This window comes from Stieleria magnilauensis (assembly GCA_007753675.1).
Lineage (GTDB): Bacteria > Planctomycetota > Planctomycetia > Pirellulales > Pirellulaceae > Stieleria > Stieleria magnilauensis.
In genome coordinates this window covers 8,549,957-8,571,096 of record CP036432.1, presented here as the reverse complement: position 1 = coordinate 8,571,096, position 21,140 = coordinate 8,549,957, and the positions used below count along the sequence as shown (strand labels likewise).

Sequence of the window (21,140 nt, the reverse complement as noted above, 5' to 3'; positions counted from 1 at the left end):
CCCGCGTAGGTCTACTGAATCGCGATCAGCCGTCGCGTCGTCCGGATGTAGAGCACGCCTTCCGAAAGGGCGGGTGTTGCCAGGACCGGTTCGGACATGGGATTGATCGCCAGGATGTCAAATTCCGGCCCGGCTCGAAGCACGTACACGTTGCCATTTTCCGATGCGCAGTAGATTTTTCCGTCGGCGGCAACCAGCGAGGCAACGATTCCGGCTGCTCTGCCGAGACGCTCTTCGTAGATTTTCTCGCCAGACTTCGCGTGGAAACAACGCACCACGCCGTTGGAATTTCCAAGATACAGGTAGTCACCGTAAACAACGGGCGTCGACAGATAGGATCCGCCTCGTTCGACGCTCCACACGACGGCGTCTTTTGAAGCCGCCGATTCGTCTGCAGAAAGATTGCCGCGGGCGTCGGGACGAACGACGTAAATCGGCGATTTTGCTCCGTGCGCATTCGTGATGTAAATCCAGCCGTTCGCTTCAAACGGAGTTGGGATGGGATTGTCGCCTCCGCCTTCCAAACGCCATCGCTCTTTGCCGGACTCCAGATCGTACGAAACAATCCACGGCCAGCCGTTGACGACAACTTGGGTCGCGTCATCGGTGGCGTGGATCAGCGGGGTTCCCCAACTGCGTTCGCAATCGCTGGTCCGGGCTGCTCGCCAGATTTCTTCGCCGGTCTGTAAATTCAGCACCGCGACGAACGGATTGGTCGGATCGTCGCACACCAGCGCGATGCGATCGTTGTGAATCGCGGGAGAGCTGGCGTAGCCCCAGCCGATCCCGTACTTGCTGATATCGATCACGCCCAAATCGCGTTGCCAAAGCAACTTGCCCTCCATGTCGTAGCAGTACAGCCCTTCCGACCCGAGAAACGCAACCACATGTCGGCCGTCGACACACACGCTTGTGTTGGCATGAGTCGCTTTCGCGTGCCGCGTGGCCCGCGGCTCGCCCGTTCGCAACGTTTGACGCCACAATTCTTTGCCGCTGGTTTTGTCATAGCACAGAACCACCCACTGCTGCCGGCCGTTGTCGTCGGCGGCGGTCGGTTTTCCTCCGGCGGCGATTTCAAGTTCTGCACTCCCTTCATCCGCGATGGCGGTGATCAGAAACAATTGATCGCCGAAGATCACGGGGCTGCTATGCCCCAGGCCAGGAACCTCGGTCTGCCAGAGCACCCCGTCGAGCGCTCCGGCCGCCGGGTCAGCGTTCCATGTGGTGCGAACAGGAAACCCCTCCGCGACACCTCGGCCGCCAGACCCGCGAAACGCCGGCCAGTCGGTGTTGGATTGTGCGTGCAGGGATTCCCACTGCGTCAGCAAACCAAAAGCCAACAGACCGAAAGCCAGCAGCAGGGTTGCGGGGAAAGATCTCATCAGTGGGCCGTCCGCGTTCGGAGAGGTCGATTCAGGAAAACAAAATTCATGCTGTTGGAATTCGCCACGACGATGTCCGCAAAGTCATCGCCGTCGAGATCACCAACGGCCAGTCCGTACGTTGCCGCGGCGGGATCGCCGAAGGAAGCTTCGACGAATGACTTGCCGTCGCCGCCGTTGAAGAACACCGAATTCGCCTGGCCGACGTTGCCGCAGATCACGTCGATGTTGCCGTCGTTGTTCGTGTCGGCAACGGCAATCGCATACGTCACACTATCGGCGGGACCGAAAGAATAGGTTTCCTGGATGCCACCCTTGCCGTCGCCGAGAAAGAGCTGATTGCTCTGCCGAATGTTGCCGACAACCCAGTCGAGCTTGCCATCGCCGTTCATGTCGGCGACCGCGATGGCTCTGGATTGATCGTTTCCCGATCCAAAGGACGTGCGTTGATTGAACTGTAGCGTGCCATCGCCGAACAGGATCTCGTTCGCCTGCCGGTCGCGATTTGCCAACAAGAAATCAGGATAACCATCGGCGTTGATGTCTGCCACGGCGACGTCAATGGTGGAATCATCGCGGCGGCCGAAGGTTGGCCCCGGCCGAAAGTCGGCCGCGCCGTCGTTCAGATAGATTCGGTTGGCCCGGCCGCGACAAGTGGAAATCAGATCGATGTCTCCGTCGGAGTCGATGTCGGCGACGGTCAGGCTTCGCAGGCTGGAGACGTCTGAGAATTCCCCGTGTGCTGAAAACGTGCCGGTTCCATCGTTCAGAAAGATGCGGCCCGGCGCCATGTCGTTGCCGGTGGCGATGTCCAGGTCGCCGTCGCCATCCAGATCGGCGAACTCACACGCGTAGGACGTTCTGCGATCGCTGCCCAAGGGACGCATGATCGAAAACGTCGACCTGCCGGCGTTGAGAAACAGAAAGTTTTGTTCCGGCCAATGCCGTCCATTGGCAACGACGACATCCAGATCGCCGTCGCTGTCGACATCACCCAGCCGTACCGAAGCGGAGCGATAAACGTCAGTCCCCAGTGCAAGACGATCGCTTGTGACAAACGTGCGGTCCTGAGCCATCAGGGTTGTCGTTAGCAACAGACCGAAGATCGTCGCCGTCGCGTGTCGCAATCTGAACTGCATTTTGAGAGGTTTTCGTTGAACGCGTGTCGGTGGTGGAGGAACAACCCGCCGGCGCAGATTTTCACGCCAACGCGCAGCTCGGACGTTCTATGCTGTGAAGCTTTTATTCCCTGCGTTTTACGAGGTGTTAGCGGCAGGGCGCAAGCCCAATACCGCTCAATCGACAAGGTATTGACCAGCGAAGGGCCCGTAGGCTCGCGCCAAACGGCTGATTATCAATTGATATCAGCCGGTTCGCGCCAGCGTCCGGGCGCCCCTCAATGTCGATTGAGCGGTATTGGGCGCAAGCCCTCCGGTCCCTCATCGTTCACGAAACACTGTAGGGCTCGCGCCCAATGACACTTACTTTGCCGCTGGGGGTCGTAGCGGAACGGCGCGAGCCGTCCGGTTTCAGCTTGGAAACACCGTCGAAGACCGGAGGGCTCGCGCCCTGCCGCTAACAAAAATGCTTCACAGCGTAGCCTGATGCTGCTCAAGTTAGCCTGCCATTGAGTGGACGCAACACCTGATGGCCGACGTTTCCCGTGCAATACCGCAAACACTTCGCTGGCGTCAGGCTGCGCCCCCATAAGTTACCCCCGGCAACGGTCGGTCATGTGGCCGCTAAAAGTCTTCGACCATCAGTTGCCTCAATGATTCGTCCACCGCGGCGGTCGATTCTTCCGATTCCTCGTCGAGTGCGACGCGGTTGATGACGAGCAGCGCGTCCAACGGTGACAAGGTGCCCTTGCCGTCGACGTCGTAGGTGTCCAGGTAGTCTCGCTGCGTCAGCACGGCGTCGACGCCCATCCGGTCGTCGTCCGGTGGTTCTGCAGCGGGCGGATCCACGATGGGCGGATTCTCTGCAACGAGAGCCAGATGATTAAGGATCGGCAATGCGTCCCGTGGCGACACCGTACCACTTTCATTGACGTCGTAGTTGAAACTCAAATCGCCTGGTCGGATGATGTTCAGGTCTCGGAGAAAGCTGGTTCGGTTGGCCTGTGCGATCATCACATCGGTCGTATCGACGATCCTGTCGCGGTTCAGATCCATGGCGTCCGTCAGCGGCGCGGGATCGGAACTATCTCGGAAACCGGCTTCGATGCGGCTGACATCACTGGAGTTGACGAAGGTATTGAAGGCGGAGTCGCCGGTGTCGGCGACCGCGCTGCCCCAATAGAACACGTCGTCCGCTGCCAGCCCCGTCCGCTCGTTGGCGAGCATGCGGACTTCCAGCCATTTGTTGGCGATCGCCTGATGTGGCCAGGTGATGCTGATGCGATCCGATCCCGCTGCGCCCGCACCACTGCGTACGGTGACTTCGCTAGGTGCCGGCGCGGTCGACCACGTCGCCAAGTCGCTGTCGTTTCCGATCCGGAACACAAAATCGTCGGCCGTTGGGGTGCCGGGCAAGTTGTCGACATCGACGAAGATCCCGTTGATCCCCCGCCAATAGTTCGAGACATTCTCGAAGCTCGCCAATTGGTCTGCGGCCAGCGGCAGCTTATCCGGAGCGACCGCCAGATCATCCGACGCGTCGGCCGCGGCATCAAACCCATCGAACTGAGAATGGTTGTAAAACAACTGCCGACCGACGACCTCACCGACCGGCGTCTCCGTCACAAAGCGAATGTCGCTGATCGTGACCGAGCTATCGGCTTCGCCGAAACCCAGTAAGTCAAAGGACAACAACAGTTCCGTGCCAACAGGAATGGAACTAATGTCAATGGACACGGTCGTGGGTAGCGAAAAGGAATCGAATTGCAGTGCAGCTTTATCTACTCCCTGCACTCCAGACGCAGCAAACAACGCACCGTCAGATTGCACATTTAACAACGCATCGGCTAATAGAAGTGCATTGACAGTGCGCTCTGGAAGTCCAGTTGATAAATCAAACAAAGCAACCTCAAATGCATCCTGGGGAACCAATGGAGACTGAAATAAACCGATATCGGAAACTGAGAACACTAGGGCGTCTGCGTTCGCAGGAACGGAATTCAATTCAACAAATCGGCTCCGTGCCCCAATCGCTTCGCCAAGTATTATCGGATCAGCGACTTCTGCAAACGCACCAATCGCTACCTGGCTGACACGTGCGTCGTTAGCATTCCATGTAGACGTGTGCGTCACTGGCATACGCGACGAAACTGAAAACCTTTTAACCCTATAATCGTCTTTCTCCAGAATTTCGTCGCCAGATCCATAGATCGAACCAAGCTGTCTCATTGAAGTGCTACCATCATCTTCCATGCGTCGCTCGCCCGGCGACAGATATTCCCCCATAAGATCATCCCCAGTCACATGCCGCCTCCCGAGCAAGTGGCCGAGCTCATGTTTCAAGACCGTTAACAGATCGTATTGCGAAGGTTTTGGATCCTCTAATTCGGTGGACCAACCTATTCCGGCTGCATCTTCATCCACCAGAATCGTTGAAGTGCTCAATGCATGATTTGCACTCGCAGAGTCAGGAATCGCATTTGCCAATAGGTTACCGGGAAGATCTGCAAACACCACACTAAATGAGTCCGAATGATTCAGCGATATGTCGTTCAACACATTTGATATCGCGGCACTCAAAGTAGTCTTCAATTCCTCGCTGGTGACAGGTCGCGTTCGGCTTACTCCGACTACTGTACCACGTTGATTTGTGTCCTCACCAAAATAGTACTTGTACGCTGTCGAAATTGAATTTTCTCCATAGACGCCGGTCGCCCATCCATGGATATCGCTAAAGTGTGTACCGTAGAATTCGTCAGCAACCTCTAAAGGAGTATCTTCCCCTTTGGCTGCTGCGCTGACCGTTTCATCTGCGAGATACAGTCCCGCACCTGCCAGGACAACTGGCAGCGCTACAGCGCCGGCAGTCAACTCACCAGCCGCAACTGCCGACGTCACTGCCAAATCGAGTCCAAGAGACACACCGCCAGATAAAACACTAGTTATCCCAGTCCCGTAGTTCCCTTGCGAAATGTCATCGATTCCAGACCCAATTTGATAGCCACTCACAGCTGCGCCAGCCAAAGACGCAATGGTCCCAATAGCGGAGAAAGCACGACCAAATCCACTCACTGATGATTCTTCAACGACTTTCGCTGATTTGCCGATTTTCCCGAGGCTTTCGATCAGCTCATCAGCTGGATCATACATTTTCAAGGTGAGATCTGGCGACACCTTTGAAATAGGCCCCTTAGTAACATCATCGAAATCGTCCCAGGAGCTCAACGCCCGCGCGAGGTCTCGATCTGTCACTCCCAAATCGACGTTGTTATGAATCCCCATCAGGTCACCAAGACTGTCCAACGCAGTGGTCGTCACCTTACCGGATTGCACAGACGCGTTTGTCGCACGCAACGCGACGTTCGTCCGCTCAATGGAGTTAAGAAACAGGTCATCAACAACGTTTACGCCAGTTCCATTACTGGATGCAACTTTCGCCTGAGCAATAACCGCCTTGTCGCCAGTTTGAATGGCATTGTTCGTCTTAAAGTCGGCTGCACGCTTTGAAATAGCAAGTGTTGTCGTGCGTTTGTACCAGTTCTCTATTCTTTTAATCGCATTCCCACGTGTCGTAAATCCTACTGTGTCATTCACGACGATCGCACCAAAATCTGGTTTCAGTATTCGTCGAAGCCTTGCCTCAGTGAACCCCTCTGCCAATAAATTCAGCCAGACTGGTTTTTCACTGCCCTGTTATGGAGATGGCAATGGCTTCCCAAATCGATGTGTTTCACGAGTGTTTTGATCAGGTCGGCGACCCGCGAGTCGCAGGCCGGACAATCCATCCACTTAACTCGATTCTGTTTTTGGTTGTCTCGGCGGTCATCGCAGGCGCGGACGGACCTGATGAGATCGAAAGCTTCGGTGGTGAGAAACTGGATTGGCTATCCAAATTCGCCGACTTTGATGCCGGCATTCCGTCTCACGATACCATCACGCGAGTGTTGTCCCTGATCAAACCAGCCGAGTTTCAGAAGGCGCTGCTTCAATGGCACGCTCATCTCTGCGAGATTAATTGGGATCACGCCAGCAAGGACGACAATCGTCCCGTTCACGTTGCGATCGATGGCAAGACGGTGCGCGGATCCTATACCGATGCGGAGAAATCTGATGCGATTCATATCGTCAGTGCCTGGGCGACCGCAAATGGTGTCACGCTTGGGCAAACCGAGGTCGACTCAAAGTCCAACGAAATCACGGCAATTCCCGAATTGCTCGATCTAATCGACTTACGCAATTCGATCGTGACGCTCGATGCCATGGGATGCCAAAAGTCGATTGCTGAAAAGATCGTCGAGGGAGGTGGCGACTATCTGTTCGCTGTCAAAGACAACCATCCCAAGCTCTGTGCTGCCATCGCCGATCACTTTGAGATGGCCCATAACGATGGGCTCACAGCCCACGGTGTTCGGGCAATGACGACCACAGGAAAGCAGGCCGCGCGTGAAGAGGAACGCTTCTATGCGACCTGCCCAATTCCAAAAGCACTTCGCGAACTGACCGACCAGTGGAAAGGAGCAAAAAGTATCTGCCAAGCGAATACTTGCACGACTCGTGGTGACCGGCAATCAAGCGATGTTCGCTACTACATTTCGAGCCGACCGGCGCGGGTGCATGAATTCTCAAATTGTGCTCGTAGCCATTGGAGTATAGAGAGCATGCACTGGGTCCTCGATGTCGTGTTTCATGAGGACTCCAGTCGGCTCCGAACCAAGAACGCGACATCGAACATGAGCTTTGCTCGTCGGTTTGTGACGACGCTTCTCAAGCGAGACACTCGGAATAAGAGCCTCAGGCGGAAGCGAAAAATCGCTGGCTGGAACAGCGAATTCCTCGAGAAACTCCTGTTTGCAGCCTAATTTTGGTGCGATCGTCGTGCTGTGTCATTGGCCGAATCTCCAAGGGCAATCTTTACTAGTCCCTTAGGTATAACATGTTCAAACTCCGTCAGGAGACGATTGGCAGAATTGCGGACCGCCCCCATCGCGCTTTGCTCTTTGTATGGAAGCATCCTGCCAAGCGTTGCCCGCAGTGAATCTAGTGTATTTCGGTCGACTGAAGCATAACCAAGCCCGTCGACGAACCTTACCGGATTCGCATACGCATACAAATACCGGTGCAAGCTCGGTGGTGTATTGACCTCTCCGTGGTAGAGATCTTGCGTGATGAAAAATCCGATGTCGTCGTCGTAGTACCTGGCTTTGAAGTAGTGCAGGTCGGTTTCGTTGTCTTTGTAATGGCCGGTGTATTGCTTGGGGTTGGCGGAAAAACCGAAGGACAAGGGGGTGCCGGTTGCATCGCGCTGGCGGAGGTCGCCCCAGGCGTCGTACATGTAGGTGCGCTGGACCGCGCCGGATTCGTTGGTCAGGTCGGACGTGCTGCCCAGCCCGTCGCGCAAGTAGAATTGGCTGGAGCGATCGGCGGCGTTGGTACTGCCGGCCGGATGGACTTCGACCAGTGACAACAACTCGTAGGCGTAATTGTATTTGATCGTCGTGTCGCCGCTTTCGTTGTATTCCAGCAGCGTCGCCGAATCGTCGTACACATAGTGGGTCGTGTAAAACCGCGTGTCATCGTCCAGGTCCGACGTAATCTTTTTGACTCGCATACGGGCGTGGTCGTAGTCGAATCGAACCGGCAACCCCGTGGCGACGTCAACGGTGGACAGCAACTCATCTCGTACTCCATAGTCGTACGCGTAGCTGGCGCTCGGGGAGAGCACTGCCACAATCGGATTGTCGGCGTTCGTCTTGGTCACCACGACTTCACCGATCGATTTGTCGGTCCGATTGCCGTTGTCGTCGTAGGCGTAGGCGATGCTTTGGGCCTTGTCGATTCCGTTTTCGATCGCCCATAAACGGTTGATGCGGTCGTAGTGATACTTGCGGACGATCTGTGTCGTCGCATCCACGGGATCGACACCGATCTCGGTCAATCGGTTGCCGTTGGCGGCGTACGTGTATTCGGTCCGGCCGTTGATTCCGCCGACACCATAGCTGACGTCGGTCAGTCGATTCAGCAAATCGTAGTCATAGGAGGTTGATTCGGCAGCTCCGCCGCGAATTTCGCGGTGTGATTCGGACTGGCTGTCGCGGTTGCCGTTGTCGTCGTAAGTGTAGACGAACCGGGAAATCGGATCGTCTACGTTGCCACCGTGATTGACGATCCGAGTCTGTCGATCGGCCTGGTCATACGCGTCGGCCATGCTGCGATCGGCGATCGTGCCATTGGCATACGTCGTCTTCTGGAGCAAATTGTCCGGCCAGTATTCGTACGTCGTCGGACCGGCCTCGGTCGTGACGTTCGTCAATCGGTTCCGCGCATCGTAAGCGTCGTAGTGAGTTGTAAAGTCGTCCGGGTCTTTGATGCTGCGGCGATTGCCCTGAACGTCATAGGTGTATTCAATGTCTTTGCCGTTGTATGTCACCCGCGTTCGCATGCGGTCCAAATGGTCATAGGTGAATAGTGACTGCTCGATCACCTCATTTCCGCCGACCTGTTTGGTTTCGATGATGCTGGTGACGTTGCTGTTGGCGTCGTAGTCGTAGTCGACGTCTTGCATTTGGTAGTCCAGCCCGGCAGCGAAATGATTGCCGTAGGTGACCAGGTCGGGGCGATCCAGGTAGTCGTAGATCGTGTCCACCGTCTGTCCCATCGCATCGACCACCTGCGTCTGATTGCTGTTCAAATCGTAGGAGAAATTCCAGTGCAGTGCCGAGGGTCCGGCTACGGTGGCGGCGTCGAATCCGGCGCCCAGTCGACCGGGACCGAGCGGCCCGGGCAAATAGCTCTGGTACAGATCTGTCATCCGGTTCAACCCGTCGTAGGCGTAGGTCACCAGATTGCCGTTGGCGTCTTGCTGCGCGATCTTGTTCCGGTTGTTGTCGTACAGATAGTACGTCTCGCCACCGATGGGGCGATTGTTGGCGTCGATCCGTCGTTCGTTGACGGAAATCAGCGTGTTCAGTTCGTCGTAGCGATACGTCGTCGTGTATTCGGATCCCTTCGCTTCGGTCACGCGAATCAGATTGTTGTTCTGGTCGTAGCCGAATTCAGTGGTCTCCTTTTCACCATTCGTCGTGGTCTCATTGCGGTACAGTGCATCATACGTGTTGCTGACGTCAAACCAGCCACCGTCGATCGCTCGCTGGTCTTGAACGGTCAACACATTGTCCACGTTGTCGTAGGTGAACCGTGTGGTCGCTGCGACGGTCGATCCAAGCCCTTCGATGACCGACGTGGACCGGCCCGCGCCGTCGTAGATCGTTTGGGTCTGATTGCCAAGAGCATCAATAAACAGGGTTGGGTTGTTGTCGCCGTCGTAACGATAGCTTTCCAAAACAATCTCTTCGCTGCCGTATTCCGCGGCCAAGTCGGCGTGGCGTCGTGACAGTTGGACCTGCCGCCCACGCGAGTCGTTTTGACTGATGGTTTGGATTCCGCGGCGATCGGTGTTGATGACGCGCAATCGATCGTCTTGATACACAGTTGTCAGGGTGGACTGTATCATGCCAGCGACGTCGTATTCGCTCACCAAGATCGGGCGATTGAGTGCGTCGTACTGGAACGTATTGGTCTGTTTCTTTTTGTCCGTTTCAGTCAATTTGTTGACGCCGTCGTAAGTCATCACGATTTCCGATCCCGGATCGGGATCATCGATCCGCTCGATGCGGCCGAGGCTGTCGTAGGTTTTGACGTATCGGTTTCCGTTGGCGTCGAATTCGGTCACGGTGTAGGGGCCGTTTCCCCCGCTCGGCGCGTCGTCGTACTCGTAACGCATCAGCGTCAATTCGCCGAGATCGGTGATCGATTCAAAAACAATGTGCTCGAGGGGCCGGTTCAAGTTGTCGTAGCGGTTGCGGAAAACGATCCCGCGTCGGTCCACTCGTTCGACCAGGTTGCCGCTCTCGTCGTAGTTAAACGTTTCGGTCAATGACAGCGGATAGAGTTTAAAGATCGGACGTCCGATCCCGTCGTACACAACGCGGACATCGATATCGCCGTTTTGCGGGTCCCTGACGGTGGTTTGGTTGCCGTTGGCGTCATAGCCGAAGGTGGTCGCCAGATTGAGACCGCCAAAATCTTCGGTGATTTGGTGCTGGCGATCTAATCCGTCGAGCAGGATTTCGGTTTTGCCACCGACGGGGTCGCCAGCGTCGTTGCCACGAGGCGAGGTCACGACGGTACGATTGCGGGTGTCGTCGTACATGTAGCTGGTGACATACTCCACCGTTGATGCCGGCACGGTCGGATCACCGTTGAACACCGTTTCCGTCTTGGTCGTCGGTCGCCCGAGTCCATCGCTGATTTCCGCCCCGTCGTCGAATTTAATTTCGTAAGTCGTCGTGCCTGCACTGGCGTGCGTTTGCCGAACGACGTTGCTGCTGGCGTCATAGGCACGCGTGATCGAGTTGCCGAGCGCATCGGTTTCCACCCGCAATCGATAGATGTCGTCGTACAGATACGTGGTTGGGTTTCCGTTGGCATCGGTTTGCCGGATCTTGTTGCCGACCAAATCGTAATCGGTTTCGATGACCGCATTTTGGAACGGCAGAATGGTCTCGGTAACTCGGTACAGCGCGTCGTAACGAAACGTGGTCTCGTTGCCGTGAAGGTCTGTCTTGGCCAGTACGTTGTTGACGAGATCAAATCGGGTTTCGGAAATCACACCGTTGTTGCCGACGGATTCAGACAAAGGACCGTCGGTGATTTCCGTTTTGGTCGTCCGGTTCAGGTCATCGATCATGTGCGTCCGCTCGACGCCGCGTGGGTCGATCTCTTTGACCAGATTGCTGTTTTCGTCATAGAAAAAACGCTGCGAGTAGCTGAGTGCGGGGCCGCCAATTTGCTGAACGTCCGACTCGATGGTTTCCATCTTCCGATTTCGGCCGTCGTATCGATGAATCGTTTTCTGGCCCAGCCCATCGGTCATTTCCAGCAGTTCGCCGTTGGCCGAAAAGACGTAACCTACTGTTTGCGGCGTCAGAGAGTGCAACCTGTCTTTCTTGCTCTCGCTGATGACACGGTCCAGGCCGTCGTAGCCGTAGTTGACATCATGCCCCCAGGTGTCGAATTGATGCTGCAAACGACTACGCGCATCGTACATCGACGTGGTCTGGTTTCCTTCGGCGTCGGTCGACTGGACGACATTACCGTACGCGTCGTATCGATCGAAACGAGTGATTCGGCCTCGTGGATCGGTGATCGATTTCAAGTCTCCTGGGCCATAGGTTCCGTCGTAGGCGATGGCGTCCGAGTAGGCGTACTTGGTTGAGTTCCCCATCGCGTCAATGACTTCCAGCAGATTCCCGTTAGCAGGGTCGATCACGAAGGTCGTCGGGTTGTCCTCAGCATCGGTGCGACTGGTTTGTTTGCTATACAGGCGGTTGTAGGTGTAGGACGTCGAAACGCTGGACTGGGAACCACCCAGCGAATTGACCACGCCATCGATGTGATCTTCCGTCTCCGCGCCGGCGAAAACGATCGTTTCCTTCATCAGGTTGCCCAGATCGTCGTAAATGTACTCAGTTCGCCGCCCCAGGGCATCCGTCTTGGACGTCATCAACACGTCAATTCCCGGTCGTGTGGGGCTTCCCGGACAAGCCACGACGTCGGCCGATCCCGGCAGGCACCAGGTCATTTCGGTGGTCCGGCCCATCGGTTCGACGATCCGCTCGGTCGCGCCGTAGTCGTTCAGCGTGTACACCGTCGGATCGATCGTCCGGCGGGGCGAGCGAGCGTCACTGACCGTTCGCGTTTTTGCTGTGATGTCATAGGCGAATTCGGTGACGGCTTCGGATTCGCCCTGGTCGTTCGGTGTCAGACCGGCCGGTTCGATGATTCGCTTGATGAATTCATACGGGTAAACTCCGAAGAAACCGGTTGCACCGGGGATCGGCATTCCGCCAAACCCGGTGTCCTCGTAATACTCGTAGCGCGTCTGATTGCCGTTGGGATCGGTGTACGAGAGCAGATTATGCTTCTGGGCGTCGGGGACACCGATGGTGTACGTGTACGTTTCCGTTCGCGTGTCGTTGTGATCGGGGGTGTCACCGATGCGGGTCACGTCGATCAGGTTGCCGTCGTCATCGTAGCCATAGGTGAGTTCCAGTTTTTCCAGATCATGTCGGATCGAGGTCGGATCAAATCCGCTGACACGGGAGATTCGTTGGATTCCGAATTCGTCTTGGCCGGATTGTGTGATGTACTCAAACAACAGCGCCCTGCCGGACGAATCGACGACGGCATCGAGCGTGGTTTCATCAAAATCGACGGCGTTGACGATGGCCGCCGGGAATTGTCGCAGACGCGTGTCATCGGAATCGTAGAGCAGCGTGATCCGGTTGCCGTTGGGGTCTTCAATGAAACGAAGTTGATACTCCCGAGTCGACTCGATTTGCTGGTTTTCACCGGGCCGATCGCGACCGATGACGCGCTGGAAGTGATAGCGGTTGTGCGATTTGGTGTAGAAATCGAATTCGGCGGGTCGATCGGGGTCGGGACGGACGAGCGTGGAGTGGTATCCGATCTGCGGCGTGAAAAACTGTGCTTCGTCGGGTTTATCCAATCCAAACAGATTCGCTTTGTCCACGTCGATCGGGTCCGCCAATGCCATAAAGGTGTTGCCGGATCCTTCGCCGCCGATCACCGTGAACGCACCACAGGCGTCTTGGACCAACCGAATGTTGTAGCTGTGCGTCCAGCCGGCACCGAGTGGTCCGGACGACGAGGAGCCGCTATTGCTGTACGTGCGGCTGAAGTCCAACGACAGCCCGCGACCGGGGACGGAGACGTCCTGGCTGCTGTGCACCAAATGCCCGTCCCAGATGTCGACGCCCTTGACGATCGTGTGTCCCAGCGGCAGGCTGTGATCGATGACCAATTCGTGGGCGATGATGCCTTCGTCGCTGTCGACCATGCCATCGCTGAGGGCCGTCGCGGTCAATTCGAATGTGTACTCGCCAGGATCGGAAAGCGGGCCAGTGGGCTGTAGGTCGATGTAGTACCCGCCGGCCTGAAGTTCGATGTCTTCGAAGCGGTCGACCGCCATCATGAAGTTGGCGTCACCGAATTGGTGCAACGTCAGATTTTGTGCGACGTTACTCGCCAGAGTGAACGTGACGCGGGAATCCTGGTTCACGCTGAACGTGAATCGGCCGTCTTGCGGACAGCTGGTTCCGTTGAGCAAATGGGCACGCGTGCGAACGATGGTGTCGCGGCCATCGATGTTCAACCCCGGAAGCAATTCGATTCGATCGGATCCGCCGTCATCGTCATAAAGGGTGACCGTGATCGGTTGGAGACCTCCCGCGGCAAGCGCCGCGGTGAAGTCGTGCGCGATGATCTTGCGTTCGTTGGTGGTGGGCAACCCGTCGGCGCGAGGCAGTCGAATGCCTTGTTCAATGATGCCGTCGCCCCAGTCGATTGTCGCCCGCAACTCATCTTCTTTGCTTGCGTCGTCGTAGTGCAGATCCAATCGATAGGTGTTGTCCGGATTCATGCCGCCGAAATCGAAGCCGGCAGCGGTGATCGGGCTCAGTGAATAGCGTGATTGATCCGTCGGCAATTTGATTTCTGGGGCAACGTTTTCGACCGTCAGGCCGGCGATCGCGATTTGGCCGCCGATGCCGACGCTGATTTGAAGGGTGTCGGACAGTTCCGGTCCGGGATCATCGAGGTAGACGTGCGTGAGCGTGATTTGATTCTGGCCGTTGGGAATGGTGAAATCGGCAACCAACGGATTTCCCGCCGCATCGTTCAGACCCCATGCAATCTTTCCAGGTAAGTCTCCGCCGCGTCCGTCGCGGTTGACGACCACCGTCACGCTGGCGCGTTCGTTTTCATTGATCGTGTCCGATGTGGTCAGACTCAAGATGCGAAACCCGTCCTTCGTCGAAATGCCACGTGGGCGACCGTCGATGCCGATCGGACCGCCGAGGGCTCGGCGTTCGGCGTCATTGCTGGGCAACTCGCACGTCGTAAGATCTTGGGTCACAAAACGGAACTCGCCCAAATCGGGAAGTTGGGTTCCGTTTGGATTGCAGAACATCTGGAAGCGAAAGTTTGCCCGTGCATCGCCGGAAACAATCTTGGGATTGAAGTCGTCGATGGGGTTACGCGTCAATTGATTCGCCAGTGATGGATCGCTGAGCGTTTTGATCATTTCGACGACGTCGAACACGAAGATGGCTGCTTGGGCCGTATACGCGGCGTGCAGAAATTGTTTGTCGGACGACAACACCAGGTTTTGCGGAAACGACCAGGGGATTTGTCGCGTGGCGGCGACAACATTCGGTTGGCCGGTGGGGGGCAATTCGATGATCGCCACATTCCCGCCGGCGACATTGATCGTTTGCCGATTGCCCACGATCGAGAGGTCAAATGCGTTGGGATCCGAAGCAGCGACGCCGCGAATGGGTCGGTTGAACGCGGTGACGAAGGCATAAGCGGGGTGCTGTGAACGCGACAGAGCGCGGCGCGCGGATTCCGCAGCGGTTCCGCCTTGTGCCAGGACCGCTGGCAGATCGCCAAAACTTTCTCCGGTCAAGTCTTCATAAAGGGCGGCTTGCAGTGTGTTTGCCGGCAGAATCGCAATGCCTGAGGCACTGTTAACGTCAAAGACGTCTTTAAAATCCCCCAATCGGAAACCGTTCTTCAGATCCCTGACGGTCGCAGCGACGGTCCCCGACCCGCTGGGAATCAGTTGGATCCACTGGACTCCCGTACTGTCGGACTTGCGATTGGTGATCATGACTTCGCCCAGACGGCCCGTCGCGGTCACCCCGTACGGCTCGTTTCCAACCGTCAGCACCGGTTTTCCATTGACGCTGACTGGCCGGAAAGCGTGCGGGCTGCGCGGATTGATATCGATCACCACCAGTCTGCCCGGTTCCTGTTTGCCGAACAGTAGTCGCGACTTGGGCGCCGCGACGACCAAGAACTGTTGGTCGGAGGTCACGTCCAGGCCTCGTCCGCCGAGGACGCGATTGGGATCGGAAATGCCGTCGTCGAGCCCCGCGAAGGAGATCGTTCGGATCAAACCCCGGTTGGCGGCGAATCGATTCGTGTTCACGACGTAGATGACGTCGTTGGCTTCGTCGGACACATACGCTGTTCCGGCATCGTCGGTCGTGATCGCGAACGGAAGCGAACCGGCAGGCAGCGGAAAATAGTCTTTTTGTTGCAGCGTGATCGCGTCCAACACTGCGATGCCCGCGGGGCTGTCCATCACTACCAGAACGCTAGCGTGATCGGGCGAGACCGTCGACCCATACGGGTTAGATCGGCCCTCGGCGTTGATGATCGGTCCGTCGAAAGTTCGATCCAGCATTCCCGTGATCGGCCGCGTCACGTCGAATCGCATCGAATAGGGCTGCACAAGCCCGACACGCTGCAGAAAATGCATCAACGCTTCGGGATTGTCGCGGCCGTGGTCCTGGACGTAAGCGGTAAACGCATTCAGGTCACCATTTTGCAGCGCTGCGAACGCGGCGGCGTACAAGCCGTTGGAATCCGTCACCTCGTCCTCGGCGACGCCAAAGTCGTTGTACAGTTGGAGCACCAGATCGGCGTTGTAAGTCAGCCTGCCGGTGGCGTCATCCACTCTGACTTCCAAATCGACCAAGAACACCCGCATCGATTCGATGCCGGCTGGGATGAATTGTAATGTCGGCGGCACGTTCTGGCCGGTCAAATCGATCAGTTCGGGTTCAACCGTGATCTCGCCAAGGTTGATCCGGTTTTGCAACGCCTGATCGTTGAACTCGCGTTCCAGTTCGGTTTGAATTCGATCGATTTCGGCTTGAACGACATCGAGCGTAAGCAAGTACTTCGTGACAAAATCATCTCGATTGTCATCGGCAATCGCAGGGTCAGCGAACGGATACGCGATATCGTTCCCGTCGCCCGAGAGGAAGTGTTGCAGGAACGGCGAGATGTCCTCGAATGTTGCATTGACAGCTTCGGCGTGGTCTTGTTGCCCGGTCAAGATTGCGGTGTCGATCTGCGTCCGCAGGTCGCCTTCGAGTGCGTTTTGAATTGCCGCGCGGCTGGTTGATCCGATGGAGTTGAGGAAGAAGAGGAAATCGCCGCGGTGGAATTCGGGGCCACTGCGCTGTTGTGGAAGGCCTTTTGTTCCTAACAAGGTCGGCCCGGGACCCTGCTGAACCACAAAACCCGTGCGCGACTGAACGCCCACGGGAATCCGAGCCACCAATTCGTTCAAACTTGGGTTCGGTTGGAGATTTCCATCGGGACCGATGATCGTGGCAGCTGCATTGACGACCGCGACGCGTGATTGAGTGCTGCCCTGGATCCCCAGCGGTGCGAACACATATTCAGGGGAGACTGGCAACTGGACCGCATCACTCGTTTTGCGAACCAATGTCTCCCAACGATCCAGCTCGTCGGTCTGATACTGTGGACGAACCGCGACGATCAGGCTGCGGCCCAAGATGACTCTGTCGGGCACCGCGACGCGGACTTGATTGGACGTCGAACCGGCAAGGATTTTTCCAACGACTGACAAGTCCGAGTCGTGTTCTCGGAAATGGATTTCAAGATCATCGATCTGCGACCCGATCCGCCGATTCGCCGGCGCGTTGTTGTTGGCGAAAACAAATCGGTCGCCCGTCAGCGTTATAACCGGACCATCGTTGGGATCGAATTCGTAGGCAACGGATGTGATCTGGGGTGGATCGTAGGGTTCCACGGTCGAACGCTCGATCGGTGGAATCATCACGTCGATCGAAGAAACGCGATCGGCGCGGATTTCGATGTCGCGTGTCGCGATCACGCTTGGTAGCCCTTCGGGAGAGATACTGGCGATCACCATTTTGTTGTTTCCGGGCGGCGCCGTGTACAGGCCGAAGATGCCGTCGACCGCCATTTGGATGGCGTACAGGATGCCGTCTGCCGCACCCCCGCCGAGCGACCGGAACGCGGCGGTGATGTTCGTATTCACCGTCGGAATGACAGGCTGGCTCCTGATTCGATAGTTGCCAGATTCGTCGACGACGTAGTAATAGTACGTGCCGCCGACGCGGACGCCGCCGTACGGTGGTGACGCGCTGCGTGCGATGCCATCTTCGCCGACGATGCCGTCTTCGACTTGAATCCAGGCGTCGGCCCATTCGCCATTTTCGTCAACCGCACGGCCGGCACGATGGAACAGCACGCGTGATCCCGGCGCAACGGATGCGTCGACGGGAACCTGCAGTTGCACAGGCACATCCAGGACCTCGTCACCGAGATCCAATTGGAACGCGCCGGCCGGTTCCATGCCGACACCCGTTGCGAACCCCACGGTCGCCTCCAACTGGTCGATCGCGATCGGTGAGATCTGGACGTTGGTCGGTGCTGTCACTTGTCCCGGAGGGATCGTCAGCCGCAGCCGAGAATCGGTCGCACTTTGTACTGCAGCGCCGGACTGATCGACCGTCACCGTGCCGACCTGGGAAGCGGTGACTGTGACCGGAACGATGAATTCATCGGGCCCGTGCAGGATGGTCACGCGCGTTTGACCGGCGCCGATGGCGGTCGCCAAGCCGTCTCGATCGATTCGCACGAGACTTGAATCTTCACTAATGAAAAGGGTTCCCACCGATGAATCGCTTAGCTGAAACTCGCCGCCCACGCCGGCCAGGAAATCTCGTCGATCGCCGGCGACCAGAGTCAAGGCCCGTGGGTACACGTCCAGCCCGCTTGCCAGGATGCGCTGGTCGATCGGATCGGGCGGATTGCCAACCGTGATCGCGGTCGCGGCGGAGATTGCACCGCGGCTGGCGGTCACTTGCGTCGTTCCGTCGGCGACGCCCCGGAGTCCGGCAGCACTAAGACTGGCGACGGCCGTGTCGATCACCGAGACGGTCGCGTAACCGGTCGGCAGCGGCACATCGGCCTGGTCCGTGAACTGACCGATCAATTGAACAGCCCCGGTTTGGCCGACATTCAGTTTTGGCAACCTGTGGACAAAGTCCATTCCGATCAGTGCAGCGTCGCTGACATTCACCGTGATCGTTTCGGTCACGCCTGGCCCCCAGGGGTCAGCGACCGTCAAATCAAACTGAGCTTGACCCACGAAGCCGTTGTCAGGCGCGAATGTAATCGCGCTGCCGTCGGATGAAAGAGTCGCACTGCCATTTTGAACATTCGAAAGGGCTGCCCGCAGCGGATCCAGATCCAGATCGATGACCGCGTCGCCCAGTTCGATGGTTGTTGCCAAGTCGACGTGAGTCAACGACGAAAGCTGGCGGATCAACGGAGCCTGATTGGTGACGAAACCAAAATTCAGCTCCGCCAACTGACGATCGATTGAATCGATTACGCCATTGCGATCCAGGTCTGCTGCGGCGACAAAGCCCGCCTGGCCGGCTGACAACCCCTTGGCCAGATCGATCAGCCGGCTGTCACGACCATCCACCACGCCGTCTTGATCGACATCACCGATCACCGACACCGCCATGTTGTAGTCGCCGCTGCTGCCGTCACTGGCGCCCACTCGCATCAACAACGGTCCGGCCGATTCCATCACAACGATCGCAAACAGGCTGCCATCTGCACGGGGATCCAGGCTGAGAATGGAAGCGGTACCGCGATGGCCGGAAATCAATTGAAAATCGTCCAACGCCACGGTCGCAGCGTTGGCCGGCGTCAGCCAGACACCCAGCAACAAACGTCCTTCAGACAGCGACTCGATTTCCGAATCCGGAATCGTCAGCGCGAACGTGTCTCTCTGATCGGCAACCAGGTTTCCAGAATACGTCTGGGTCGTGAACTGACGCGTCGATCCCAAATTGGCGGTGATCGCTTCGCTGCCGACCGTGGTGTCGTCGTCAAAGATCAGCCCAGAGTCCTGGCTGAGTTCCACCGTCAGTCGTCCGGCCGAATCGTAAAGGTAGTGTCGCGAGCCCGTCGGAGTATGGACGGCGGCCAACGTCCCGTCGTCACCATAGACGTAGTCGACGACCTTTCCGGCATCCGTCTGTGCGGACACGACACGGCCGTCTGCGTCGCGCGTCAGTCGTAATGTCGCTCCGCCGACCAAGCTGATTCCGCTATCGCGATAGATCAGTGTGTGACCATCGAACGTTCGATGCCGAAGCACTCCCCGATTGACGTCAACTTGGTAGGACGCAGCGTTGACGTCAATCAACTCGAACGTGTTTCCGGTCGCCGCCCCGCCCACGTAGCGTCGCAGTGGCGCGTAGGCCTGGCCGGTTGCCGCAACAAAAAACTGGCCTCCGATCTTCGTCAGTGTCGCCGCAGGTGTTTTGAATGTGTATTGCACGCCCGGGTCGGCAATCCAATTCGGCGCATAAAACCGCGACGTAATGCCACCTCCGGCGGAGGTCGTCACGGTTTGCGTGGGCTGGAACGTGAACCATCCCGATCCGCCGTCTGGCAAGCTGACAAACACGCGATCCCCTTGCCGCAACGATCCATCGCCGGAGTGACTTGTCGATCGCAGCTGGAATCGAATGTCTTGACCGGCCAATGTCCAACCCTGACCAAAACTGGCAAGGTGATTGCCGGTAAGCGAGTCGTAGCGGCGAGTCAGGTCAAACGAGTAGCCGCCCAGATCGACCGTCAAGTCGACTTCGGTTCGGCGCAATTGACCGGGCTTGGTTGCGGAACGAATTTCGACCGACCGACTGACAGCGGTTTGACGGCGTCCCATGTCTTCGCCTGCCAAGACCAATTGGTAGAATCCATCGGCCAGCGTCGCCGGATCCAACTCGGCCAATGCGCCGTCGATGGCGTCGACACCGGATGCGATTTCGACCCCGGCTGATCCATCGAGCGGCTCAAGTGTCAGCGACCAATGGTCCAAGTTGACGTCCGCCACTTGGCCCATAACGGTCACCGTTTGCGTGATCCGACCATCAGCGGGCAATCCCGACAGAGTGACAGCGGGCGGCTGGTCGTCGCTGGGGTCGAAGACACGAATGTCGCTGCTTGCCGTGCCCACACGACCGTCGGCATCGGTCGCTGTCGCGGTCACGGTCACGCGACCGGGAGTCGTCGGCGTCAAAAAAGCACGCCCCCGCGCGTCAAGCGGCAGGGTTTGACCAGCGGATTGAATCTGCAGGCTGACGATATCCGAAAGCCCAAAGGCGCGTGGATTGACCACAACGCGGCTACCCGGACGGACGGGAAACGAGGGTGTCAAGTCGATACTGATCTGGGGGTCGGACGACTCGGCGACAACTTCGATCACCATCGCTTTCCGCGTGCGATCTGTCCCATCGCCCACACTCAGCGTGATCACGTGCTCGCCAAGCTGCCCCGGCCCCGGCGTCCAGTGGAATTGGCCGGTATCGGGATCCAGTGTTGCGGTTTCGGGCAGCGTGTCGGCGGCGAACGAGAACTGCGTGTCATCGACATCTTCGTCGTTGACTTGAACGCTAAAGTCGACTGCTTGGCCGACGACCGCGACCCGATCCGGCACGGTCACCACGGGCGGTCGATTGGCATCAATGATCGTGACGCGAACGTCGGCGACCGCGCTGGCTCCAAACGCGTCGGACGCCTCAAACGTCATCAGGTAGGAACCGGCATCGACAAAACCGGGCAGCCAAAACACGCGCCCCGTCGTTGCATTGAGCACCATCCCCGGCGGCAGCGTCGTCCCGGCCGCAGG

The 21,140-nt window shown here is 57.5% G+C and carries 5 protein-coding genes (1 of these 5 cut by a window edge); 1 reads left to right on the top strand and 4 read right to left on the bottom strand.

Annotated elements, in window-relative coordinates; all coding sequences use genetic code 11:
* Positions 1-11: 11 nt before the first annotated feature.
* The 3 genes from TBK1r_RS30815 to TBK1r_RS30805 form a co-directional block, all read right to left on the bottom strand.
* Positions 12-1,382, bottom strand: a complete 1,371-nt coding sequence (locus TBK1r_RS30815; protein ID WP_145219138.1) for an outer membrane protein assembly factor BamB family protein — start codon at positions 1,380-1,382, stop codon at positions 12-14.
* Positions 1,382-2,521: an FG-GAP repeat domain-containing protein gene (locus TBK1r_RS30810; RefSeq protein ID WP_145219136.1), complete on the bottom strand. Its 1,140-nt coding sequence runs from the start codon at positions 2,519-2,521 to the stop codon at positions 1,382-1,384. Before TBK1r_RS30810 ends, TBK1r_RS30815 begins: the two co-directional genes overlap by 1 nt.
* Positions 2,522-3,124: 603 nt before the next feature.
* The gene (locus TBK1r_RS30805; RefSeq protein WP_145219134.1) at positions 3,125-6,094 is read right to left on the bottom strand and encodes a dockerin type I domain-containing protein; all 2,970 of its coding nucleotides are present in this window, start codon (positions 6,092-6,094) and stop codon (positions 3,125-3,127) included.
* A gap of 101 nt (positions 6,095-6,195) precedes the next feature.
* Between TBK1r_RS30805 and TBK1r_RS30800 the strand changes: the two genes are divergently transcribed.
* Complete coding sequence (locus TBK1r_RS30800) at positions 6,196-7,359, top strand: ISAs1 family transposase (protein ID WP_145214698.1); 1,164 nt, start codon at positions 6,196-6,198, stop codon at positions 7,357-7,359.
* Here TBK1r_RS30800 and TBK1r_RS30795 read toward each other — a convergent pair.
* Positions 7,356-21,140, bottom strand: partial view of an Ig-like domain-containing protein gene (locus TBK1r_RS30795; RefSeq protein WP_145219132.1) — the final stretch only. The gene runs 16,224 nt beyond the window's last position; the window shows 13,785 of its 30,009 coding nt (coding positions 16,225-30,009); its start codon lies off the right edge, out of view; the stop codon is at positions 7,356-7,358. The two genes, TBK1r_RS30800 and TBK1r_RS30795, sit on opposite strands and share 4 nt — an antisense overlap.